Below are 22,001 nucleotides of genomic sequence, written 5' to 3' on the forward strand. Positions count from 1 at the left end.
TGCGGGAGTAGCTCAGTTGGTAGAGCGCAACCTTGCCAAGGTTGAGGTCGAGAGTTCGAGACTCTTCTCCCGCTCCAGTTGTCGAAAAAGGGAAGGCTAGACGCCTTCCCTTTTTCTTTGTCTGCGTCCCCCCGCCTTTCTGTTCCCCGGTGGCAACGCGACCTTCCAGGCTGGATGAGTCCGCTACAATCTCGATCAATCCTATTTCATGGAACTCAGCGTATGCAGGTGCGCCGCTTCACCTACATGTGTGCCCTCGGTTTAGTCCTCGGTGCTCAGCAGGCCGCAGCGTTCAATATCCAGTTTGCCAGCGAGGTACCGTCGGCGCACTTCAGCGAGGCGGATCGGGCTACCCACGAACAGATGCTCCGAACACTTCTGGCGACGGCGCCGGACGGGAAGCGCATGTCTTGGGATAACCCCGGTACGCGCTCTGGCGGTGCGGCAGTTGCACGGCGCACGACCGCTCAGCAGGGAAAGCGTTGCCGGGACGTGCAGATCAAGACTTACTTTCGCGCGCTCAAGGCTGACAATACGATGCGTGCTTGCCAAGGAGAGGATGGAAATTGGACGCTCGCAAATTGATCTTATCGTTGCTGTTGCTTGCACTCTCAAGTGCATCAGTCGCAGCGGATCTGGTGCTGCCTCAATCAAACGAGGATTTCCGGCAGTTGGCCGACAGCGTCAATTCAGGCGGCATGGATGGTCGGCGTGGCGTGGTTGAGCGCGTAAGCGCATCGCAGAAGGCGGTCAGCGAGCCATCGCCAATGAGCAAGCCTGGCGTGCGAGACAGCGCTGACATCGTGTCTGATAGCACGGTTATTGCGACGCCCGTTGTGGGGGTCGGCCCGGGCGTGAAGAAGCCAGGGCAGGCTGCGCCAACCAAGACGACCTACTCGGTCGTGGTGCGCTGGGAAGATGGCAGCTTCGGCATCGTCAATCAGGACGTCGATCCGGGGCTCAAGAAGGGGGATCCGGTGGTGATGAACGAGGGGCGGGTCGTCAGGTTACGCTGATCGCGCACTCATAAAAAAGGCGCCGCAATTGCGGCGCCTTTTTTTCTGGAGATGCGCTTTTCAGCGAGCGCCATTCTGCTCGGGCAGGACGATATTCACCTTGAGTGCTTCGTAGTTGTCCTGCTTTTCAAGTTGCACCGAGATGTCGTTGGGATTGACCTTTACGTACTTCGAAATGACGGCGATCAGGTCTTTCTGAAGCTCCGGCAGGAAGTCCGGGCTGGATCCACCTTCGTCGGAGCGCTGGCGTGCAATGACCACGGTCAGGCGCTCGCGGGCGATATCGGCGGGCCGCGGCTTCTTCTGGGTGAAGAGATCGGTCAGCCACGTCATGTTCAGGCACCTCCAAAAAAGCGCTTGAGCAGACCCGGCTTTTCGTAGTTCACGAAACGAAGCTCGCGTTGTTCGCCAAGGAAGCGTGCAACGACGTCCTGATAAGCCTCGGCGACATCCGTGTTCTTCATGTGGATTGATGGGATGCCTTGGTTCGAGGCCTGGAGAACGATCTCAGATTCGGGGATGACGCCAAGCAGCGGAACGCGCAACAACTCCTGAACGTCTTTGTACGAGAGCATCTCGCCTTCCTCTACGCGCTTCGGAGAGTAGCGGGTGACGATCAGGTGCTCCTTGACGGGCTCCCGGCCTTCCTTCGCGCGGCGGCTCTTGCTCTGAAGGATGCCGAGGATGCGATCGGAGTCGCGGATTGATGAGACCTCCGGGTTGGTCACGACGAGCGCTTCATCCGCGAAGGTTAGGGACATGACGGCGCCGTGTTCGATCCCGGCCGGGGAGTCGCACACCGCATAGTCGAATCCCATGTGCTCAAGCTCCTTCAGCACACCCTCGACGCCTTCTTCCGAAAGTGCGTCTTTGTCACGAGTCTGCGAGGCGGGCAGCACGAAGAGGTTTTCGCAGTGCTTGTCCTTGATCAGGGCCTGGTTGAGCTTTGCTTCACCGTTGACCACGTTGATCAGGTCATAGACCACGCGGCGTTCGCAGCCCATGATCAGGTCGAGATTGCGCAGGCCGACATCGAAGTCGATAACCGCGGTCTTGAAGCCGCGCAGCGCGAGGCCGGAGGACACCGAAGCGGATGTGGTGGTCTTGCCCACGCCGCCTTTGCCGGAAGTCACCACGATTATTTTCACGATCTTCCCTTCAATTCAGCATCAAACGAATAACGGATGGAGGTTCTGACGGCTCAGCCCAATTGCAACGGGTCGAGGCGCAGTTGCGCCTTGTCGCCCGAGCCTGTCAGGGTGATGAGTGCGGCGCGGCCTGCGACTTCTTCGGGCAAGCCGCGCTCGAATGTACGAAAGACACCAGCGATCGAGACCAGTTCGGCGCCGAGCGAGGTCGTGAAGATCCGCGCTGTCTGGTCGCCCTGAGCGCCTGCGAGCGCGCGCCCGCGCAACGGGCCATAGCAGTGGATGTTGCCGTCAGCAATCACCTCCGCGCCGTTGCTGACCCCGCCGAGCACGACGAGGTCACCGCCGCGGGCGTAAACCTGCTGCCCTGAGCGCAAGGGGCGGTCGATCACCATCGTGCGTGTGGCGGGCTCGTGTGCTGGGGCCGCCACCTGCGCTGCCGGGGTGGCCTCGGGTGATATTGCGCTGGCAGCCGACGGCACTTTCTTGGGGCTCGTCTCGGGCGCGGTCTTGAGGGTGTCGCTATTCAGCACGGCCAAGCCGGCTTTGCGTGCACCGTCGCCGTATGCTTCGGGGATCCCTTGTACCGCAACCGGCTGCAGGCCATAGCGCCGCAGCAGACTGGCGAGGCCGGACCAATCCATGCGTTCAGGTAGTGCAGCGCCGGACAGGTCGATGATGGTCGGCTCGCCAGCGAAGAACTCGCCCATCCCGCCCAGCATCGCATGCATGGCATCGGCAAGTTTCATGACGTTGGGGTCGCGCACCACTGCGGTCATCGCCTGGAGCGTGCCACCTTTGAATTCAATCGTCTTGCCGTTGTTGCGATTGGCCTGCATGCCTGTCATATACCGGAACCAGAATCGGGAATTTTATCATCGACATTAGGCCGCTTCGGCGGAATTAGTGCCGTAGCGGCCAAGCCGCGTCAATGCAGCGTTGGCGGCGCGGTGTCGAACAGGGCCAGTGCTTCTTCACGGCTGAAACGATAGTCATGGTTTGACAGATCGTCCCGAACGAAGACCTCGCCGTGTTCGGCCAGAATGGACTCGATTTCCTTGCGTCCGAGTGCACGAAGGGTTGCCCGCACTTTTTCCCAATCCGGTGGGAACACATGGCTGACCGGCTTGGGGTCGAAAACACGAACGGTCTCCTCGTGGAAGAGCCGGGTCAGTACGACCGGCGCTTCGAGTGAGAGCAGTTCTCCCGGCGTAACCGTGTTGGCGAGTCCGGTGATGCGACCCCAACCATCGGGATCCTTCTCGTCGGCGCCGGGGAGTTTTTGCAGGAACAGGCCTGCGGCATTATCTCCGTCGGCTGCCAGGAAGAGCGCGGCCGGCGTCTGCTCGGATTGCCGCAGGTAGGCCTCGAAGACCTTTGCAATGGTGTCGCCTTCCAGCGGGACGTAGCTCTGATAGGGCTGCTTGAGCCCTTCCGTATCGAACGAGAGTAGCAGGCGCCCGCCGCCGAGCAGTTCGCCGACCGAGGCGCCTGCGACTGTTCCCGATGTCTTTGCGAAGCCTCGCAGATTGAGAGCCTCTGAACAATCGATCACCAGCAGTGGCACTGAACCACTGCCCGAGAGTTGAAGCGTGATGCGGCCGGGGGTCTTGAGGTTGCCTGCGATGATGGTTGTCACTGCGGCCAATTCGCCCAGCAGGGCACGCACGGCGGGGGCGTAGTCATGCCCACGCTGGATCTGCTTCCATGTCGGTCCAAGCTGCACCAGGGCGCCACGGATGTCGAGTTCGTCAAACAAGAAGCGTTGTACGATGTCCATGCTCAGTCCTTTAGTGCGGTGCTCAGGGTTTCTTCGTCGAACCCGACCACGATGCGTTTGCCGCCCGTGATGACCGGGCGCTTGATGAGGCTGGGCTTTGCAACCATCAGCACGATGGCCTTTGTGGCGTCAACGTCTTGCTTCTCGGCTGGATCAAGACCCCGCCAAGTCAGGCCTTGTGTGTTCAGCAGCTTTTGCCAGCTTGCGTCGGCACACCAGGCGCGAATGGTCTCGCCATCGATGCCGAGTTTCTTGTAATCATGGAATTCGTAGGCGATGCCGTTTGCATCGAGCCAGTCGAATGCCTTTTTCATGCTGCTGCAGTTCTTGATGCCGTAGATCTTGATCACGTCGGGTGTCGGGTTCTGGTTCATGGGACTTCGCGATTATCGCTGATACGGCCCAAACAGTTGCCCATTCGGCCAAAGTGGATTCATAATCGAAAGAGCAGGATTTCCAGGCTGTTGAATTGCGCGTGACCAGCCGCCGTAAAAAGCGGTGTTAGTTCGTCGGCTTTGCCTCCCTGAATTCCGTGCCAACGGGGCCGCCAGCCCCACAAACAGCAATTTATTTTCGATTCGAGGACGCATCGACATGGCAACTGGTATCGTCAAGTGGTTCAATGACTCCAAGGGTTTCGGCTTCATCACCCCCGATGGTGGTGGCGACGATCTCTTCGCCCACTTCTCCGCAATTCAGTCGAAGGGTTTCCGTACCCTTGCAGAGAATCAGCGCGTCGCTTTCGATGTCGTTGAAGGCCCGAAGGGCAAGCAAGCCGCGAACATCCGCCCGGCTGAATAAGCTTCGGTTTCGCAAAAGCAAAACGCCCGGTCAGCCGGGCGTTTTGCTTTTCTGGCGTGCCTTTAGGCGTCGCCGCCGGTTTCGAGTTGAAACCGGGCATGACTGTCCTGCCCGAGCCGCTCCGTAAGCCACGGGAGCGTGGATTTCAGCGTGTCAGCCAGCGTCCAGGGCGGGTTGAGGACGACCAGGCCGCTGCCATGCATACCGATGCCGCTGATCGCCGGTTTGTGCACCGTCATGTTCACATGCAGCCAACTCTTGGCCGGCAGCGCTTTGAGCTGTTTGGGTAGCTCGTGGCACTCCGGGCGCTGCAGCAGCGGGTACCACACGGCGTAGGTGCCGGTGGCGAAGCGTCGCAGGGCATCCTCGATTGTTGTAACGACGGTTCGGTAGTCGGTTTTCACTTCGTAGGGCGGGTCGATCAGCACCAGTCCGCGGCGAGGCGGCGGTGGCAGGTAAGCGCGCAGCCCCTTGAACCCGTCCGCGGCGTCGATGATGACCTGGCTGGCGATCTGTTCGAAGTTCTGCGCCAGCAGGTCGGCATCGGCCGGGTGCAATTCGAACAGGCGCATGCGGTCGTCGTCACGCATCAGCTCGGCTGTGAACCAGGGCGATCCGGGGTAGTAGCGCAGCGCGCCAGGGCCGTTGAGGCGGCGCACCAGGTCAATGTACGGACGCATCGATTCGGGCAGATCCGGCGCGTCGATGATGCGGGCGATACCGCTCTCGAACTCGGCATTCTTGGTGGCGAAGCCACGATTCAACTCGTAGGCGCCCGCGCCGGCATGGGTGTCGATATACCACCACGCCTTGTCCTTCTGATTCAGATAACGCAGCAGTTCGACCTGAACGAAGTGCTTGAGCACGTCGGCATGGTTGCCGGCGTGGAAGGCGTGGCGATAACTCAACATGGGAAGACTCCGGGCAATACAGCCCGTTCATTCTAAGGCAGGGCGCAGCCTGGGCCGCGCCCTGAGCGATCAGCGCTTGAGGGCCTTGGCGAACGCGCTGGCAAATGCGTTGTCGGGCGCTGGCTTTTCCTCGCGGCGCGGGGCGCGGGATGCGCTGGCCGGGCGACGATCGCCGCCCTCGGGTTTGCGGCCGGGCTGCACTTCATCCGATAGCCGCATCGTCAGCGCGATGCGCTTGCGTGCGATGTCCACCTCGACCACTTTCACCTTGACCACCTGGCCGGCCTTGACCACCTCGGCCGGATCTTTGACGAAGCGATTGGCGAGCGCCGAGACGTGTACCAGTCCATCCTGATGGACGCCGATATCGACGAAGGCGCCGAAGTTGGTGACGTTGGTGACCACGCCTTCGAGCAGCATGCCGGGCTCCAGATCCTTGAGCGATTCGACGCCCTCGCGGAATGTGGCGGTCTTGAACTCCGGCCGCGGATCGCGACCGGGTTTGTCGAGTTCCTTGAGGATGTCCTGCACCGTCGGCAGGCCGAAGCGCTCGTCGGTGTAGCGGGCGGGTTCGAGGGCGCGGATGAAGGCGGTGTCGCCCATGATCTCGCGCGCCTTGCGCTGCACATCGGCGAGGATGCGCTCGACCGCCGGGTAGGCCTCGGGGTGCACCGCCGATGCGTCAAGCGGGTTGTCGCCGTTCATCACGCGCAGGAAGCCGGCGCATTGCTCGAAGGTCTTGTCGCCCAGCCGTGGCACTGCCTTGAGCGAGACACGGTTGCGGAAGGCGCCGTGTGCATCGCGATGGGCGACGATGTTCTGCGCCAGCGTGGCGTTGAGGCCGGAGATGCGCGTCAGCAGCGCGGCGGATGCGGTGTTCACATCCACGCCCACCGCGTTCACACAGTCCTCTACCACCGCATCGAGGGACTTCGCGAGGCGCGATTGGTTGACGTCGTGCTGATACTGCCCGACACCGATTGACTTCGGGTCGATCTTCACCAGTTCAGCCAAGGGATCCTGCAGGCGGCGGGCGATCGACACCGCACCACGCAGGCTCACGTCCAGTTGCGGGAATTCCTTCGCGGCCAGTTCCGATGCGGAATACACCGACGCGCCCGCTTCCGACACGACGATGGTGGTCATGCGCAGTTCGGGCAGGTGTTTGACCAGTTCGCCGGCGAGCTTGTCGGTCTCGCGGCTGGCGGTTCCGTTGCCGATGGCGATGAGTTGAACGTTGTGCTTCTTCGCGAGTACGGCCAGCGTGTGCAGCGAGCCGTCCCAGTCGCGGCGCGGCTCGTGCGGGTAGATCGTGGCGGTGTCGAGCAGTTTGCCGGTGGCATCCACCACGGCCACCTTAACGCCGGTGCGCAGGCCGGGGTCGAGCCCCATCGTCGCGCGCGGGCCGGCCGGTGCGGCGAGCAGCAGATCCTTGAGGTTCTTCGCGAACACCCGGATCGCTTCTTCTTCGGCCTTCTCGCGCAGCACGCCCATCAGGTCGAGTTCGATATGCAGCGAGAGCTTTACGCTCCAGGTCCAGCGCGCCGTTTCCACCAGCCAGCGGTCTGCCGCGCGGCCGTCGGCGCGGATGCCGGCGGCACTCATGATGCGGCGTTCGCACGGGTTGGGTTCGGCCGGGCGGCTGCCGTCTTCGGGATCGCTGTCGAGCATCAGCTTCACCCGCAGCACATCTTCGTTGCGGCCACGGAAGAGGGCGAGCGCGCGGTGCGAGGGTATGTCCTTGAGCGGCTCGCGATAGTCGAAGTAGTCGCGGAACTTGGCGCCGTCGTTTTCCTTGCCCTCAACCACGCTGGCGCTGACGATGCCGTGCGCTTCCACGTACTCGCGCAGTTTGCCCACCAGCTCGGCGTTCTCGGCAAAGCGCTCCATCAGGATCTGGCGCGCGCCGTCGAGCACTGCCTTGGTGTCGGCGAAGCCCGCATCGACATTGAAGAAGCGCGCGGCTTCGGTTTCCGGCGTGAGCGTTGGATCGGCGAGCAGCGCGTCGGCGAGCGGCTCGATGCCGGCCTCGCGGGCGATCTGCGCCTTGGTGCGGCGCTTCTGTTTGTAGGGCAGGTAGAGGTCTTCGAGACGCTGCTTGGTATCGGCGTTTTCAACCTCGGCGCGCAGCGCCGGTGTCAGCTTGCCCTGTTCGTCGATGCTGGCGATTACCGCTGCACGGCGGTCTTCGAGTTCGCGCAGATAGCCCAGGCGTTCCTCAAGCAGGCGCAACTGGGTGTCGTCCAAGCCGCCGGTGACTTCTTTGCGGTATCGCGCAATGAACGGCACAGTGGCGCCGGAGTCCAACAGTTCGACGGCCGCGATGACTTGATTCGCGTGGGCGCCCAATTCGGCGGCAAGACGGGATTCGATAGGGGGAAGCATGGGACTCTGCTGCAAAAAACGGAAGGCGCGGACTATGGCCGAAAGCGCGGCATGCTTCAAGCTGCGACGCCCGTGGTCAGACGGGCGGTGCCGGGGCGCACGACAGCCTGCGTTAGAATCACCGGCTTGAGTTCATCACGGGCAGGCACAGGCCTGGCAAGGTGTCGAGTGCAGCAAAGCAAAGCTTCCCGTTCTACGTTCCGGTCCGCGATCGTTGCCGCGCTGGCATTGAGCCTTGCGTTGACGGCGCCAATCGCGCTCGCCACAAGCACCGCGAAGCCGGCTGCCAAGCAGGGCAGCAAGTCCGGCGCGAGCAAGTCCAGCACGGCCAAGGCGAGTGCGCCCAATGCTTCGGGCAAGAAGGCCAAAGCGGGCACGGCTAGCGCCAAGGCAAAGCCTGCCGCAGCAAAGCCCAAGACCTGTTACCAGACGGTGAAACGCAATGGCAAGAACGTCAAGGTGAAAAAGCCTTGCGGCGGCGGCGAAGAGAGCGTGGTGAGCAGAAGCCCGATCAACGCGCAATCGCTTGAAAACTCGGGGACACCGCTGGATGGGGCGCCGGTCAAGGCGCGTTCAGCCCCGATCCGTGCCTACGCGGTGGATGGATCGACCTTCTTTCACAATGGCCGCAAGATCGTGATTGACGGCCTTGGGCCCGAGACCGGCGCCGGGCTGACGCATGATCATGCGTCCCAGCGTTTGCAGCGCTTGCTTGACGGCGGAGCGCTGAGCATTGATCCGGTTGCGGCGGACGAAAACGGTGCGGTGCGTGCCCGCGTGCGGGTGGACGGGCGCGATCTTTCTGACTTGATGAAATCGCAGCCCTGATCTGCCGGTTCAGACGGTGAAGCGGTTCGCCGCTTCCCGCAGGGCGCTGGCGTAGGTTTTGAGCTCTTCGGCGACCTGCGCGGTTTCGTTGGCCGCCTCGCCATTGGCGCCGGTCATGCGGGCCACCTCGTCGACCTTGGCAGCCATGTTGTGTGTGGCGGCGCTTTGTTCCTGAAGTGCGGCCGAGATTTCCCTGATTGCCTGGGTGACCTGAGCGGCCGAGCCCTGGATCTGGTTCATCCTGGAACTGGCTTGATCCGACAGGTGTTTTCCGTCGAACACCCGGTTGATGACCGAGTCCATGCCCTTGACCGCCTCGTGCGCCGAGCTCTGCATCGTGACCACCATTTTCGAGATCTCTTCGGTCGCCTTGCTGGTGCGTTCGGCTAGTTTCCGCACTTCGTCCGCCACCACCGCGAAACCACGGCCTTGCTCGCCCGCGCGCGCAGCTTCGATGGCCGCGTTGAGTGCGAGCAGGTTGGTCTGATCGGCCACTTCCTTGATCACCTGCATGATTCCCGAGATCTTGTCTGACTGCTGCCCGAGGTCGTTGATCATCTGCCCGGCGGTTTGTACGGTGCCGGCAATCTGATCCATCTCATTGTTGGTCTGCAGGATGATCGTTGCGCCGGAATCGGCGGCGCTGCCGGCGTCGCTTGCGCGAGTCTGCGCGTTGTCGGTGCTGTCGGTGATGTGCTGGATCGAGGCCGTCATCTGTCCGATTGCGGTGGACATTGCGGCGGCCGAATCGCTCTGGCGGCTTGAAGCATCGGACACCTGCCTTGCTGCGCCGGATGCGCGGCCGGATGCGTCCGCAATCCGCTCGGCGTTGCTCAAGACTTCACGCAGCGAGTGCTGCATCTGCTCCAGCAGTTGATTGAAGGCCAATGCCGTCTGGCCCGCTTCGTCGGTGCTGCGAACCTGGGCGCGCAATGTGAAATCGCCGTCGCGGGCCACGCTGACAATGGTGCCGCGCAGGGTGTCGAGTGATCCGACCACCGCGCGCACGATCAAAAAGGCAAGTCCGATGACCGCCGCGATGGCGGTCAGGGCGACGAGGCCGACGAAGCCCGAGAACTTCGAGCGGGTTTCACCGGCGCGATTGCGCGTGGCGTCCATTTGCTGCAGACCCAGGCTTTGCAGCTTGCCAAGTTGCTCGCGTACCGTGTTGGCGGCCGCGCGTTGCGGATCGATCTGCTTGTAGTACGACTCGAACAGCTCACGCTGTTTGACCGGTTGATCGTTGGCGGCGAGTCCGGCGATGACCTCGGTGATTGCCTTGTCTTGCGATCGCCAGGCTTCGAAGGGTTGCTTGAGCGCCTGCCACGCCTTTTCTTCGTCGGCGCTGCGGGGCGCGTTGGCATAAGCCTTCCAGCCGGCGTCGATTTCTTTCCACGCGATGTCTTTGCTCGCCACAAGGTTCTTGAAGAACTCCTGCGCGTACATGTCCTGCTCTTTGAGCGCGGCTTCCAGCGTTGCTTCGATCACCCGCGCTTGCCCGGCCCGCACCTGCTGCAGGCCGACCAGCGCGGGCATCTGCTGTTCCGTGACATTGGCGAGCATGCCGCCGATCGCGCCAAGGCCAAGCCAGCCACCGCCAGCGGCTGCCACCACGGCCAACACCGAGGTGATTGCGAGAATGCTGAGTCGGATACGGATGCTCAGGTTTCGCATGGTGCGCCTCCGCTGGCGTGCGAGTGCTTACACTTTAAAGCGTGCAGCGGCGTCCTTCAGTGCCCGCGCAAATCCATCGAGCTCTTCCGAAATGTTGGCGGTCTCCTGGGCGGCGTGGCTATTGTCCTCGCTCATCCGCGCGACCACTTCCACCTGGCGGGCAATGTCTTGTGCGGCGGCGCTCTGCTCATGCAGCGCGGCAGAGATTTCGTTGATGGCTTCGGATACCTGGGTCGCCGATCCCTGGATCTCGTTCATCCGGGTTGCGGCCTGATCGGAGAGCTCCTTGCCGTCGAACACGCGGCTGACCACCGAATCCATACCGGTGACCGCATTGCGTGCCGAGCCCTGCATCGTCACCACCATCTGCGAGATTTCTTCGGTCGCCTTGCGGGTGCGCTCGGCCAGCTTGCGTACTTCGTCGGCCACCACGGCAAAGCCCCGGCCCTGTTCGCCGGCCCGTGCCGCTTCGATGGCGGCATTGAGTGCCAGCAAGTTGGTCTGGTCGGCCACTTCCTTGATCACCTGCATGATCCCCGAGATCTTGTCGGACTGTCGACCAAGGTCGTTGATCGTTTCGCCCGCCGTCTGCACGGTGCCGGCAATGTGATCCATCTCGCTGTTGGTCTGCGCGATTATCGTGGCGCCGGAATCGGCGGCGCTACCTGCTTCCTGTGCGCGGTGTTGCGCGTCGCGCGTGCTGTCGGTGATGTGGTTGATCGAAACGGTCATTTCTTCGATCGCCGCCGCCATCGCCGAGGCGGATTCACTCTGGCTGGTCGATGCGTTCGATACCTGGCGCGATGCGGCCGACGCCTTGTGCGCGGCTTCGGAGATGCTCGCCGCGTTGCTCAGCACTTCACGTAGCGAGGTCTGCATCTGCTCGACCAGTTGATTGAAGGCGCGGGCCGTCTGGCCGGTTTCATCATTGCTCTTCACATCTGCCCGGATGGTGAAGTCATTGTTTGCGGCCACCGAGGTAATCGCGCGCCGCATCTTGTCGAGCGCACCGGTGATGCTCTTGAAGAACACCCAGCCAAGCACGAGCAGCACAACGACGGCGATCCCGAACACGCTCAACATTGCACCGATGGCAGCCTTGCGCGCCGTCTTGCCGGATTCGCCAGCCTCTTTGGCGTACTTGGCGTTGAGGTCTACCAGCTTGCCCAGGTTACGTTCGACTGCGTATTGCGCGTCCTTCCAGTCGGTCACGTAGAAGTAGTACTTCTCGAAGAGTTCGGCCTGCTTCTCGAATTCGTCGTTGTTGCCAAGCTGGGTAATGACCTCGTTGAGCTTGACGTCGAACTCGCGCCAGCGCTTGAGGCCCGGCTCCAGTGTCTTCCAGGCCTTTTCCTCGTCTTCGGTGCGCGTTTGCTTGGCGTAGGTCTTGAGCGCGGCATCCAGTGCCGCGGTGGCCTTGGTCTTGCGTTCAAGGATGTTCTTGAACTGGGCGTTCGCGTACTTTTCCTTCTCCCAGGTGGCCGCTTCCAGGGTGTAGGCATACAGCGCGTACTGGCTGCTTCGCACGTCGGACAGGGCGATCACTGCAGGCAAGTTCGTATCGCCCAGTTGTGAAGCGGTGCTGCTCACCTTTGATATGCCGACCCAGCCGGAAACCCCGACCAGCAGCAAGGTGGCAATCGATATGAGAACCAGCAGGCCGAGTTTGGCCTTGACGGTCAGGTTGCCCATTTGGGTGCTCCTCCAAAGCTTTTCGCTCTTGTGTTAACCGCTGCGCCGGTGTGGCTGGCACTTACGGATAACGGCACCCCGCTGGCTGGCTTTAGCGGTTGAGCGTCGAGGCCAGCTCCGATCGGAAGCGGCGCACCAAGGCCTGGTCGCTGATCGCAGCAAAGAGCTGCAGCATCATCAGGCGCCCGGCATCGTCTTCGAAGCTGCGGTCGCGTTTGACGATTTCCAGCAAATGGGTGAGCGCTGGCTCAAAGTCGCGGCGCGCGGCAAGCAGCCGTGCCAGCGTCAAGCGGGCATCGAGGTCACCCGGCTCGGCCGCGATGCGTGCTTCAAGCGCATCGGCTTCGGCGTTGTCGGGCGCGCCTTCGGCCAATGCAAGGCGGGCGAGCAGGGCTTCGAGCCGCGCCCGATCCGTCGATTCATCGGCAAGACTGTCGAGCAACAGGCGCGCGGTGGGCAGGTCGGGCTGGTCGAGCAGGACCTCGGCGAGGTCAAGGCGGCAGTCCTGATCATCGGGCGCTGCTTCCACCGCCTGCTCCAGCAGTCGCCGCGCTTCGTCCAGCGCGCCGGCAGCTCGTGCTTGGGCGGCCGCCTCGCGCAGCGGGGCGACAGGCGACGGCATCAGGGCCTGGATGAATGCACGCAGGCTTGCCTCGGGCAGTGCGCCGGTGAACTCGTCCACGACCTGGCCGCCGACCATCGCCTTCACGGTGGGGATGCTGCGCACGCCAAAGTGCTGGGCGAGGGCCTGGTTTTCATCGGCGTTGACCTTTGCGAGCAGGAATTGCCCGCCGAAATCGGCCGCCAGCTTTTCGAGCAGGGGCCCGAGGCTGCGGCAAGGCCCGCACCATGGTGCCCAGAAGTCCACCAGAACCGGTACGCGGTCGGATGCGAGGATCACCTTCTGTTCGAAGTTCTCGATCGATACATCGAAGACGAATTCATTGTTTGCCATGCCGGATTCCCCCTGATCAGTGTTCCCGATTGTAGTTTGGGCCGGCGCCACCGCTTTCAAGAGCGATGGAAAGGCTCCCGGCAAGCGGCCAAGTGCCGGTATAATCAAGGTTTTTTCACGGGTAGCGCCCATTCAGCGCGCCACTCAACCACGACTTCCCCTGGCTAGCCCCTCCGGAACCACCATGCCCGAGATCCTCAAGCTGCGTGGCGCGCCCGCGCTTTCCGCTTCCCGTCTGGAGCGCCTCACGGCCCAGCTCAAATCCGCCCTGCCGAAGTTGAAGGGGCTTGCCGCCGAACACTGGTACTTCGTCGAGATCGACGCGCCACTGGCGGGCGACGAGGCCGAACGCCTCGCCGACCTGCTCGGTGCCTACCCGCAGGGCGATGCGCCTGCGGGTGATCTGCTGCTGGTTACGCCGCGCCTGGGCACGATCTCGCCCTGGTCGTCGAAGGCCACTGACATCGCGCACAACTGCGGCTTTGCGAAGATCAAGCGGATCGAGCGCGGCACCGCCTACACGCTCGACCTGCGTGGCGGCCTCGATGCCGGCGCCCGCGCTGCCGCGCTGCCGGTACTGCACGACCGCATGACCGAATCGGTGCTCGACAACGTCGACGCCGCGCACGGCCTCTTCGCCCACTATGCACCGCAGCCGCTGACCACCGTTGACATCCTCGGCGGCGGCCGTGCCGCGCTGGAAGTGGCGAACGGCGAACTGGGCCTGGCCTTGTCGGATGACGAGATCGACTACCTGGTCGACAACTTCACGAAGATGGGCCGCAACCCGACCGACGTGGAGCTGATGATGTTCGCGCAGGCGAACTCCGAGCACTGCCGCCACAAGATCTTCAATGCCAGCTGGGTGATCGACGGCCGCGCCGAAGAGAAAACCCTGTTCGGCATGATCCGCGACACCCACAAGGCCCAGCCCGAGCACACCGTGGTGGCGTACTCGGACAACGCCGCGATCTTCGAGGGCGCTGAGATCCAGCGCTTCTACCCGGAGCAGGGCGGCCGCTGGACGTACAAGTCCGAACTCACGCACATCCTTGCCAAGGTCGAGACCCACAACCACCCGACCGCCATCTCGCCCTTCCCGGGCGCGTCCACCGGCGCGGGCGGCGAGATCCGCGATGAAGGCGCCACCGGCCGTGGCTCCAAGCCCAAGGCGGGCCTCGCGGGCTTCACCGTGTCGAACCTGCGCATCCCGGGCTACGAGCAGCCCTGGGAAGTGAATTACGGCAAGCCGGAGCGCATCGCCTCTGCGCTGCAGATCATGATCGACGGCCCGCTCGGCGCAGCCGCCTTCAACAACGAATTCGGCCGCCCGAACCTCACCGGCTACTTCCGCGCTTTCGAGCAGGAAGTGATGGGCGAGGTGCGCGGCTACCACAAGCCGATCATGATCGCCGGTGGTGTCGGCAGCATCCAGGCCGAGCAATCCTTCAAGAGCGACTTTGCGCCCGGCACGCTGCTGATCCAGCTGGGCGGCCCTGGCATGCTGATCGGCCTCGGTGGCGGCGCGGCCTCGTCGATGGCGACCGGCACCAACACCGCGGATCTGGACTTTGCTTCAGTGCAGCGCGGCAACCCGGAAATCGAACGCCGCGCCCAGGAGGTGATCGACGCCTGCTGGCAGCAGGGCGAGAACAACCCGATCCTTGCGATCCACGACGTCGGCGCCGGTGGCCTCTCCAACGCGATGCCGGAACTGGCCGACCACGCCAAGCTGGGCGCGCACTTCGAACTGCGCAACATCCAGATCGAAGAGCCGGGCATGAGCCCGCGCGAGATCTGGTCGAACGAGGCGCAGGAGCGTTACGTGCTGGCGATTTCGCCGGACCGGCTGGCTGACTTCGAAGCGATCTGCGCGCGCGAGCGCTGCCCCTTCGCGGTGCTGGGCACCACCACCGCCGACGGCCATCTGACGGTGAGCGACAGCCATTTCGGCAACAAGCCGGTCGACATGGACATGCAGGTGCTGCTCGGCAAGCCGCCGCGCATGACGCGCGATGTCGCCAAGCGCGACATCTTCCTGCCACCGCTCGATACCACCGCGGTGGATCTGGCGGATGCCGTGGGCCGCGTGCTGCGCAACCCGACCGTGGCTTCGAAGAACTTCCTCATCACCATCGGCGACCGCTCGGTCGGCGGCCAGACCGCACGCGACCAGATGGTCGGCCCCTGGCAGGTGCCAGTGGCCGATGTGGCGGTCACGACCGCGAGCTTCCACGGCTATCTGGGCGAAGCGATGGCGATGGGCGAGCGCACGCCGCTGGCCTGCGTGTCGCCGGCCGCTTCGGGCCGCATGGCGGTCGGCGAGTCGGTCACCAACCTGCTCGCTGCCGATGTGTCTGACATGAAGCAGATCAAGCTCTCCGCCAACTGGATGGCCGCCTGCGGCCATCGCGGCGAAGACGCGCACCTGTTTGCCACCGTGAAGGCGGTATCGGAGTTCTGCCAGGGCGCGCAGCTTGCGATCCCGGTTGGCAAGGACTCGCTGTCGATGAAGACGGTGTGGCAGGACGAAGGTGCCGAGAAGAAGGTCGTTGCGCCGCTGTCGCTGATCGTGACCGCCTTCGCGCCGGTGGGCGATGTGCGCCGCACCCTGACGCCGGAACTCAAGCGCCTGCCGGGCGTGGAGACCGAACTGGTGCTGATCGATCTGGGGCGTGGCAAGCACCGCCTCGGTGGTTCGGTGTTCGCACAGTGCTTCAACTCGGTCGGCGAACATGCGCCGGATATCGATGCCGAGACCTTGAAGGCTTTCGTGGCCGCGATGGTCGAGCTCAAGCGTGATGAGCGTGTGCTCGCTTATCACGATCGCGGTGATGGTGGCCTGCTCGCCACCGTGGCCGAGATGGCCTTTGCGGGCCGCACCGGCGTGTCGCTGGAGCTCGACTCGATCGCCTACGACGGCCACCTGTCGGACGTGGATGGCGGCGAGAAGAAGGCCGGCATGCTTGCCGGCCGCTTCAACGACCGCGTGCTGGCTGCGCTGTTTGCCGAGGAGTTGGGGGCGGTGATCCAGATCCGCCGCGACCAGCGCGACGCCGTGCTGGCGACGCTGAGCGCACACCAGCTTGGCGGTGCTGCCCACTTCATCGGCCAGCCGAATGATCGCGACGAACTGCGCATCTGGCGCAACGCCAAGATGATCTTCTCGGCACCGCGCGCCGAACTGCAGCGCGCGTGGAGCGAGGTCAGCTACCAGATCGCCAAGCTCCGTGACGACGCGACCTGCGCGCAGGACGAGTTCGATGCGCTGCTCGACGCCAACAACCCCGGTTTGTCGGTGTCCTTGTCCTTCGATGCGGCGGAAGATATCGCTGCCCCGATGATTGCCACCGGCGCGCGGCCGAAGATCGCAATCCTGCGCGAGCAGGGCGTGAACTCGCAGGCCGAGATGGCCTCCGCGTTCGAGCGTGCCGGTTTCGAGCCTTACGACGTGCACATGTCGGATCTGTTCTCCGGCCGCTACACGCTGGATCAGTTCAAGGGCCTTGCGGCCTGCGGCGGCTTCTCGTACGGCGACGTGCTGGGCGCGGGGCAGGGCTGGGCCAAGTCGATCCTGTTCTCGGACGCGCTGCGCGCGCAGTTCGAAGCCTTCTTCGGTCGCAGCGATACCTTCGCGCTGGGCGTCTGCAACGGTTGCCAGATGATGGCGCACCTCGCGCCGATCATCCCCGGTGCCGAGTGCTGGCCGACCTTCCAGCGCAACCGCAGCGAGCAGTTCGAAGCGCGCTTCGTGATGGCCGAGATCGCCGAGAACCCGTCGATCCTGTTCGCCGGCATGGCGGGTAGCCGCATGCCGATCGTCGTGTCGCACGGCGAGGGCCGCGCTGTGTTCGACGGCATCGACGCACAGGACAACGCGAAGATCGCGCTGCGCTACATCGACAACGCCGGCCAGGTGGCAACGCGCTACCCGGCAAACCCGAATGGCTCGCCTGCCGGCATCGCCGGCCTGACCACGCCGGACGGCCGCTTCACGATCATGATGCCGCACCCGGAACGCTGCCGCCGCACGCTGCAGATGTCCTGGGCGCCGGATTTCCTCGGCGAGGATTCGCCGTGGATGCGCATGTTCCGCAACGCGCGCGTCTGGCTCGGTTGAGGCGCTGCGTAAGGCAATGCGGCGCGCTCGCGCTGTTGAGCCTGCTCTCCGGTGTCGCCGTCGCGGCGCCGGAGAAGTTCATTACCCGGGCCGAGAAGACAGTCCTTTCTTCATTCAGGTGGGCAGCGCGTGGCGTTGGTCGCCTAGTGTGCGGTTTGCCCGATTTTCGACTTCTCTTCAACACTTTTGAAAAATGAAACCTGCCTACTTCGTTCGCGTCACATTTCTCCTTCTTGGTACCGCCTGGCTGGCCGCTTGCGGTGAAAAAGCGCCGGAGTCTTCATCGACTGATTCTGCGGCTGTAGCGCCGCCGGCCGCCGAACAGTCGGCCTCGGTGGCGGTAGGCGGCACAATCGGCGCGGTTCAGCCCGGCGTCGTCCGCTTCCATTACCAGCGCAAGGGGGGCGACTACAACGGCTGGGGTGTCTATGCCTGGAAGGGTGTCAAGGAAGAGGGCCCGCAGTGGCCGGGCAATATTGCGTTTGCGCACGAGGATGCTTTCGGCCGGTATGTCGACATCGCGGTGGCGCGCGACGCGGCGCTGATGGACTTTCTCATCACCGACAGCTCGGGCAAGAAGGATTGCGCAACTGATCAGTCGGTGACCTTTCCGCCGACCATCATGGAGCGCGGTGCAGAGGTTTGGATCCTCTCGGGCGATTGCAAGGTGTACACCGAACAGCCCTGATTGGGCCGGGGTTAAGCCGCAACGGCTGGCATCTGCCAGCCGTTTTTCATTGTGCCGTGGCTGTGTGTGGCGCGATGCGGCCATCAGCGCCACTGCGCGCGCCGTCCTCGTCATTTGGGTCGGTAAGGTACTGCGTGAGGTCGACTTCATCGATGTACTGCGGCTGCATGAAGCGTTCCGCGTAATCACGATAGACGCCAGATCGCAGGAAGAGCTCGAAAAGCTCCGGATCGATGTGCTGGTCTTTCTTCATCAGCGCCATGATCCTGATCGCTTCCGATAGCTTCTTGCCCTGCTTGTAGGGGCGGTCGACGGCGGTCAGCGCCTCGAAGATGTCGGCGATCGCCATCATCCGGGCGACCGGGCTCATCTCTTCGCGGCGCAGCCCCCGCGGGTAACCGGAACCATCCATTTTCTCGTGGTGACCGCCTGCGATCTCCGGTACGTGCTGAAGGTGTTTGGGGAAGGGCAGTTGCGAGAGCATCACGATGGTCTGGACGATGTGATCGTTGATCTTGTAACGGTCTTCGGGGGTGAGGGTGCCGCGCGCGATCGAGAGGTTGCTCAGTTCGCCGCGGTCGTAGAGCAGCGCAGGGGTTTGCATGCGAAAGCCCCAGCGATTGCCGGGCATCAACTGGTCGGCCTCACTGCGTGCGATGCGATGCTCGGGTTTGTCGGCCAGCAGGCGCTCGGTCGCAGGCAAGGGGCGCGGGGGCGTGATGGCCTTTCGTTGCAGTTCCTCATGCGAGATCCCGATGCGGTCGTCCAGCGTGCGCTGCCAGGTGCGTTCTGCAATGCGGTGCAGACGCTCAAGGTGTTCTGGCGCCATGAACTCGCCGCCTTCGTTGCACGCGGCGACGAAGGCGAATTCGTCGTCTAGCGCGCGCAAGTGGGTGATCAGTTCATCGTGTGCCGCCGTGGGGTCCGCGCCAGCGGCAAGCGCCTTGTGCATGGCGATCTCGGCATCCCGTTTGAGCACTTCGAAGCGCATGCGCACTTCGTGGATGCGGTCGTAAATCGCTTCAAGCTTGGTTGCCTTGTCGACAACGAACTCCGGCGTGGTGACTTTGCCGCAGTCGTGCAGCCAGGCGGCGACGTGCACCGCTTCCCACTCGCCCTCGTCCAGTTTGAAGTCGCGGAAGGGGCCTTCGTTTGCATCGCAGGCGGCGCGTGCGAGCATCTTGGTCAGCTCGGGTACGCGTGCGCAGTGGCCGCCGGTGTAGGGGCTCTTTGCGTCGATGGCCGACGCGATCAGGCGGATGAAGGCTTCGAACAAGGCTTTTTGGGCCTTGATGAGCTCGCGGGTTTCCAGCGAGATTGCGGCGGTGCCCGAGAGCGCCCCAAGGAAGCTGAGTTTTGCGGCATCGTTGTGCTGTGCGCCGAAGAGCAAGAGTGCCCCGACGAGCTTATGGCCGCGGCTGAACAGCGGGACGGCAATCGCCGGCCCGGCGCTCGCCAGTGCGCCAAGGTGCAGCGTGGCATCCCCGAGCGCGGCGAGTTCGTTCGCGCTCACCACGCCCGCGCGCACGCCTCCGTGCTGGTCTCCGATCGTTTGTTGCAACAAGGCCGGGCATGCGTCAAGGGCGCTTGCCGTAGCGGCGTTTATCGGGCGGGTTTCGCCGCCTGCGCTCGTCAGCACAGGCTGTAGCTGTGTGCCGTTGGCCTCAGCCAGGCAAAGCAGCCCGCCTTGCGCTTGCGAGGACTCGATCATCTCGTTGAGCAGGCGTGGCATGAGTCGGTCGAAGTCATCCTCCGCAGCTACCGCTGCGCTGATATCAAGGAAGCGGCGGATCGTGCGCTTCATGCCTTGCATTGTTTGCGCCAGCTCATCGACCTCGCGGACCATCGAGCGCACGCCGATTGGCCGGCTGAAGTCGAAGCCGCGGATCGATTCCGCTTCATCGGCCAGTTGCCGGATCGGCCGCGCAATGCTGCGTGCCATCAGCATGGTGAGCGGTATGGCGCAGAGCAGCACGACGAGGGTGGTGACGAGCAGCTGATTGCGCATCGCGCGGGCCTCGGCCAGAAGTTCGGCGTCGGGGACGGCGAAGGCCAGTGCAAGCTGCCGTTCGTCGGCGCTTTGCAGCACGATTGAGGCGGCGTGCCAGAGGCTATCGCCGATCGTGAGGCTCTCAAGCCGGGGCTTGCCACCACTGTGTGCCCAGTTGATCGACCGGGTGATCTCGGAGAGTGCGCCGACACCCAGTTCGTCGATGGTGGCCAGGCGTGGCTGGCCGCTGGCGCCGTCTTGCCTTACCACGCGCGCAAGATGCTCGTAGGCGAGTACCCGGCGCTGTCCGTCGAACAGCGCAATCTCGGTGCCCGGCGTGACCTTCTGTTCGGCGAGCAAGGTGGCAATGGTCTCCAGCTCGATGTCGATGCCGACGATCGCGCCACGAACCGCAGACGATTTGGCTGCGGTGATGCCGATCTTGCCGTTTGAGTAGAAGACGTAAGGCGCGGTGCGGACGATTCCGCTACGGCTGCTTGCGAGCTTGTACCAATCGCGGGTGCGCGGATCGTAGTTGGTGTAGTCGGCGCGCTCTTCCTTTTCGATCAGGCGCAGTTCGCCATCGAAATAGAGGAAGTTGCCACGCACCCCCCCGGGCTGGTGCTCGACGCTCTGGACCATGTAGCGGGTGCCTTGCGGGGCCTTGATATGCTTTTGGGCTGCCGGGCTGCGCAAGGCGCGGAGCATGAAGAAGTCGCCACTCTCGTAGCCCACGTACAGCGATGTGGCTGCGGGCGAGGCGTCGAGCGCGCGCGCCATGAAGCCCAGACTGTCGAGGCGCTCGCCAAGCGAGCGCGCCCGCACCACGCGTTGTTCGCTCAGGAGCGTGACGCTTGTTTGTGGGGGCGTGAGGATGTGGCGGAACTCGGCGCTGGCTTCCCGCGCAATGCGGCCGAAGATATCACTGGCTGAAGCCTCGATGATCTGGGCGCTGCGCGCATACGACAACCAGCCCAGCGCACCACCGACCAGCGCCAGCAGCATCAGGAATACAGTGGTGACGTGTAGTTGCAAGGGAAGGCGCTTGCGCGAGCTGACTTGCATGGTGGTCCCCTGGCGGATGGCTCGGATGCCTGAGGGATTCTGAGCCCGTTGTACCGCGCGTGGGAAGTGGCCTAGCGATCCTTCAGCCAGCCCAGCCCGTCTTCGGTCCGGCCGGCGGGCCGGTATTCGCAGCCGATCCAGGCCGAGAAGCCGCTGGCGTCGATCAGATCGAACAGGGCCCGGTAGTCGTAGGTGCCGCTGTCCGGTTCGTGCCTGCCGGGGGAACCCGCGATCTGGATGTGGCCGACATGCGGCGCGGCCTGCCGGAAGGCCTCATGCACATCCTCACCCATCTGCAGAACGTGGTAGGCATCGAACTGGAGCCTCAGATTGGGCTCGCCGACGGCGGCGATCACTTCCAGTGCTTGCGAAATCCGCGTCAGAAAATAGTGCGGCATGTCGACCGGATTGATCGCTTCGATCAGCAACTCAACACCTGCGCTGGCGCAGCGCCTGGCGGCGTGCCGCAAGTTGGCGACGTAGCTCGCCATCTGTTCGCTGCGCAAGTGATCCGGGTCGGCCATGCCCGCCATCGCATGCAGGCGTCGGGTGCCCAGGGCACGGGCGTGCAGCAGGGCAAGTTCGACACTGATGCGGAAGTCCTGCTCGCGCCCCGGCTGCGCGGCCAGGCCACGCTCACCGTTCTGCCAGATGCCCGGCGGCAGGTTGAACAGCACGGTCTGCACATTCGCATCGCGCTGCCAGCGCGCGATTTCGTCGGGGGCGTAGTCGTAGGGAAAGAGAAATTCCACTGCCTTGAAGCCGGCATCGGCCGCCGCCTTGAAGCGATCTGGGAACGCATGTTCGGTGAATAGCCAGGAGAGGTTTGCGGCAAAGCGTGGCATGGCGGATCGGGGCTCAAGGACTGCGCCTAACAGGGTGATGCAAAACCCCGTGAACGATTCGGGGATGCAGTTGTCGTAGGGATAAGCGTCCCACCCCAGGCAG

The 22,001-nt window shown here is 63.5% G+C and carries 18 protein-coding genes and 1 tRNA gene; 7 read left to right on the top strand and 12 right to left on the bottom strand.

The window, feature by feature from the left end; all coding sequences use genetic code 11:
• The first annotated feature begins 1 nt into the window (after position 1).
• The 3 genes from OPU71_RS20160 (at position 2) to OPU71_RS20170 (ending at position 1,016) form a co-directional block, all read left to right on the top strand.
• Positions 2-77, top strand: a tRNA-Gly gene (locus tag OPU71_RS20160).
• Positions 78-222: 145 nt separating this feature from the next.
• Entirely contained in the window at positions 223-585 is a 363-nt protein-coding gene (locus OPU71_RS20165) for an RT0821/Lpp0805 family surface protein (protein WP_267729869.1), read from the top strand.
• Between the two features lie 53 nt (positions 586-638).
• A complete protein-coding gene (locus OPU71_RS20170) occupies positions 639-1,016 on the top strand; it encodes a hypothetical protein (RefSeq protein WP_267729870.1) in 378 nt (125 codons plus the stop codon).
• A 60-nt stretch (positions 1,017-1,076) separates the two neighbouring features.
• Here OPU71_RS20170 and minE read toward each other — a convergent pair whose 3' ends face one another.
• The 5 genes from minE to OPU71_RS20195 all read right to left on the bottom strand — a co-directional run bounded on the left by minE (position 1,077) and on the right by OPU71_RS20195 (position 4,318).
• Positions 1,077-1,349 (bottom strand): cell division topological specificity factor MinE, encoded by a 273-nt coding sequence (gene minE, locus OPU71_RS20175; protein WP_267729871.1) that lies wholly within the window; start codon positions 1,347-1,349, stop codon positions 1,077-1,079.
• A 2-nt stretch (positions 1,350-1,351) separates the two neighbouring features.
• The gene (minD, locus tag OPU71_RS20180) at positions 1,352-2,167 is read right to left on the bottom strand and encodes a septum site-determining protein MinD (protein WP_420712408.1); all 816 of its coding nucleotides are present in this window, start codon (positions 2,165-2,167) and stop codon (positions 1,352-1,354) included.
• Positions 2,168-2,217: 50 nt separating this feature from the next.
• On the bottom strand, positions 2,218-3,012 hold the full coding sequence (gene minC, locus OPU71_RS20185) for a septum site-determining protein MinC (protein ID WP_324256094.1): 795 nt from the start codon (positions 3,010-3,012) through the stop codon (positions 2,218-2,220).
• Between the two features lie 80 nt (positions 3,013-3,092).
• Positions 3,093-3,944, bottom strand: a complete 852-nt coding sequence (locus tag OPU71_RS20190) for an Hsp33 family molecular chaperone HslO (RefSeq protein ID WP_267729873.1) — start codon at positions 3,942-3,944, stop codon at positions 3,093-3,095.
• A gap of 2 nt (positions 3,945-3,946) precedes the next feature.
• Positions 3,947-4,318 carry an arsenate reductase gene (locus OPU71_RS20195; RefSeq protein ID WP_267729874.1) on the bottom strand — a complete coding sequence of 124 codons (372 nt, stop codon included), beginning with the start codon at positions 4,316-4,318 and terminating at the stop codon, positions 3,947-3,949.
• Between the two features lie 220 nt (positions 4,319-4,538).
• Between OPU71_RS20195 and OPU71_RS20200 the strand changes: the two genes are divergently transcribed.
• The gene (locus OPU71_RS20200) at positions 4,539-4,745 is read left to right on the top strand and encodes a cold-shock protein (RefSeq protein ID WP_267729875.1); all 207 of its coding nucleotides are present in this window, start codon (positions 4,539-4,541) and stop codon (positions 4,743-4,745) included.
• A 62-nt stretch (positions 4,746-4,807) separates the two neighbouring features.
• On the opposite strand, the gene OPU71_RS20205 is transcribed toward OPU71_RS20200, so the two are convergent.
• The gene (locus OPU71_RS20205; RefSeq protein WP_267729876.1) at positions 4,808-5,656 is read right to left on the bottom strand and encodes a 23S rRNA (adenine(2030)-N(6))-methyltransferase RlmJ; all 849 of its coding nucleotides are present in this window, start codon (positions 5,654-5,656) and stop codon (positions 4,808-4,810) included.
• A gap of 69 nt (positions 5,657-5,725) precedes the next feature.
• A complete protein-coding gene (locus tag OPU71_RS20210) occupies positions 5,726-8,041 on the bottom strand; it encodes a Tex family protein (RefSeq protein ID WP_267729877.1) in 2,316 nt (771 codons plus the stop codon).
• A gap of 240 nt (positions 8,042-8,281) precedes the next feature.
• On the opposite strand from OPU71_RS20210, the gene OPU71_RS20215 reads away from it, so the two are divergent.
• Entirely contained in the window at positions 8,282-8,869 is a 588-nt protein-coding gene (locus OPU71_RS20215) for a hypothetical protein (RefSeq protein WP_267729878.1), read from the top strand.
• Positions 8,870-8,878: 9 nt separating this feature from the next.
• On the opposite strand, the gene OPU71_RS20220 is transcribed toward OPU71_RS20215, so the two are convergent.
• The 3 genes from OPU71_RS20220 to trxA all read right to left on the bottom strand — a co-directional run bounded on the left by OPU71_RS20220 (position 8,879) and on the right by trxA (position 13,190).
• Positions 8,879-10,543 carry a methyl-accepting chemotaxis protein gene (locus OPU71_RS20220; RefSeq protein ID WP_267729879.1) on the bottom strand — a complete coding sequence of 555 codons (1,665 nt, stop codon included), beginning with the start codon at positions 10,541-10,543 and terminating at the stop codon, positions 8,879-8,881.
• Between the two features lie 27 nt (positions 10,544-10,570).
• Complete coding sequence (locus OPU71_RS20225; protein WP_267729880.1) at positions 10,571-12,235, bottom strand: methyl-accepting chemotaxis protein; 1,665 nt, start codon at positions 12,233-12,235, stop codon at positions 10,571-10,573.
• Positions 12,236-12,326: 91 nt separating this feature from the next.
• Positions 12,327-13,190, bottom strand: coding sequence for a thioredoxin (gene trxA, locus OPU71_RS20230; RefSeq protein ID WP_267729881.1), 864 nt, complete (start codon positions 13,188-13,190; stop codon positions 12,327-12,329).
• Positions 13,191-13,374: 184 nt separating this feature from the next.
• On the opposite strand from trxA, the gene purL reads away from it, so the two are divergent.
• Together purL and OPU71_RS20240 are read left to right on the top strand one after the other, a co-directional pair.
• On the top strand, positions 13,375-17,310 hold the full coding sequence (gene purL, locus OPU71_RS20235; protein WP_267729882.1) for a phosphoribosylformylglycinamidine synthase: 3,936 nt from the start codon (positions 13,375-13,377) through the stop codon (positions 17,308-17,310).
• Between the two features lie 193 nt (positions 17,311-17,503).
• On the top strand, positions 17,504-17,998 hold the full coding sequence (locus tag OPU71_RS20240; protein ID WP_267729883.1) for a pullulanase-associated domain-containing protein: 495 nt from the start codon (positions 17,504-17,506) through the stop codon (positions 17,996-17,998).
• 46 nt (positions 17,999-18,044) lie between these two features.
• Here the strand turns inward: OPU71_RS20240 and OPU71_RS20245 are convergent, their stop codons facing one another.
• Positions 18,045-21,053: an HD domain-containing phosphohydrolase gene (locus OPU71_RS20245; RefSeq protein WP_267729884.1), complete on the bottom strand. Its 3,009-nt coding sequence runs from the start codon at positions 21,051-21,053 to the stop codon at positions 18,045-18,047.
• Positions 21,054-21,124: 71 nt separating this feature from the next.
• On the bottom strand, positions 21,125-22,001 hold an 877-nt coding region (otnI, locus tag OPU71_RS20250), incomplete at its 5' end, for a 2-oxo-tetronate isomerase (protein WP_267729885.1).

Origin of the sequence: Niveibacterium sp. 24ML, assembly GCF_026586805.1 — a bacterium.
In the GTDB taxonomy this organism is placed as follows: Bacteria; Pseudomonadota; Gammaproteobacteria; order Burkholderiales; family Rhodocyclaceae; genus Niveibacterium.

Bases quoted from the DNA above. Each gene is read 5' to 3' on its own strand.
- OPU71_RS20240 (WP_267729883.1), top strand. From the start codon at position 17,504: ATGAAACCTGCCTACTTCGTTCGCGTCACATTTCTCCTTCTTGGTACC.
- OPU71_RS20210 (WP_267729877.1), bottom strand. From the start codon at position 8,041: ATGCTTCCCCCTATCGAATCCCGTCTTGCCGCCGAATTGGGCGCCCAC.
- OPU71_RS20190 (WP_267729873.1), bottom strand. From the start codon at position 3,944: ATGGACATCGTACAACGCTTCTTGTTTGACGAACTCGACATCCGTGGC.
- OPU71_RS20205 (WP_267729876.1), bottom strand. From the start codon at position 5,656: ATGTTGAGTTATCGCCACGCCTTCCACGCCGGCAACCATGCCGACGTG.
- purL (WP_267729882.1), top strand. From the start codon at position 13,375: ATGCCCGAGATCCTCAAGCTGCGTGGCGCGCCCGCGCTTTCCGCTTCC.
- trxA (WP_267729881.1), bottom strand. From the start codon at position 13,190: ATGGCAAACAATGAATTCGTCTTCGATGTATCGATCGAGAACTTCGAA.
- minE (WP_267729871.1), bottom strand. From the start codon at position 1,349: ATGACGTGGCTGACCGATCTCTTCACCCAGAAGAAGCCGCGGCCCGCC.
- OPU71_RS20245 (WP_267729884.1), bottom strand. From the start codon at position 21,053: ATGCAAGTCAGCTCGCGCAAGCGCCTTCCCTTGCAACTACACGTCACC.
- OPU71_RS20220 (WP_267729879.1), bottom strand. From the start codon at position 10,543: ATGCGAAACCTGAGCATCCGTATCCGACTCAGCATTCTCGCAATCACC.
- OPU71_RS20200 (WP_267729875.1), top strand. From the start codon at position 4,539: ATGGCAACTGGTATCGTCAAGTGGTTCAATGACTCCAAGGGTTTCGGC.
- OPU71_RS20165 (WP_267729869.1), top strand. From the start codon at position 223: ATGCAGGTGCGCCGCTTCACCTACATGTGTGCCCTCGGTTTAGTCCTC.
- minC (WP_324256094.1), bottom strand. From the start codon at position 3,012: ATGACAGGCATGCAGGCCAATCGCAACAACGGCAAGACGATTGAATTC.
- OPU71_RS20225 (WP_267729880.1), bottom strand. From the start codon at position 12,235: ATGGGCAACCTGACCGTCAAGGCCAAACTCGGCCTGCTGGTTCTCATA.
- OPU71_RS20195 (WP_267729874.1), bottom strand. From the start codon at position 4,318: ATGAACCAGAACCCGACACCCGACGTGATCAAGATCTACGGCATCAAG.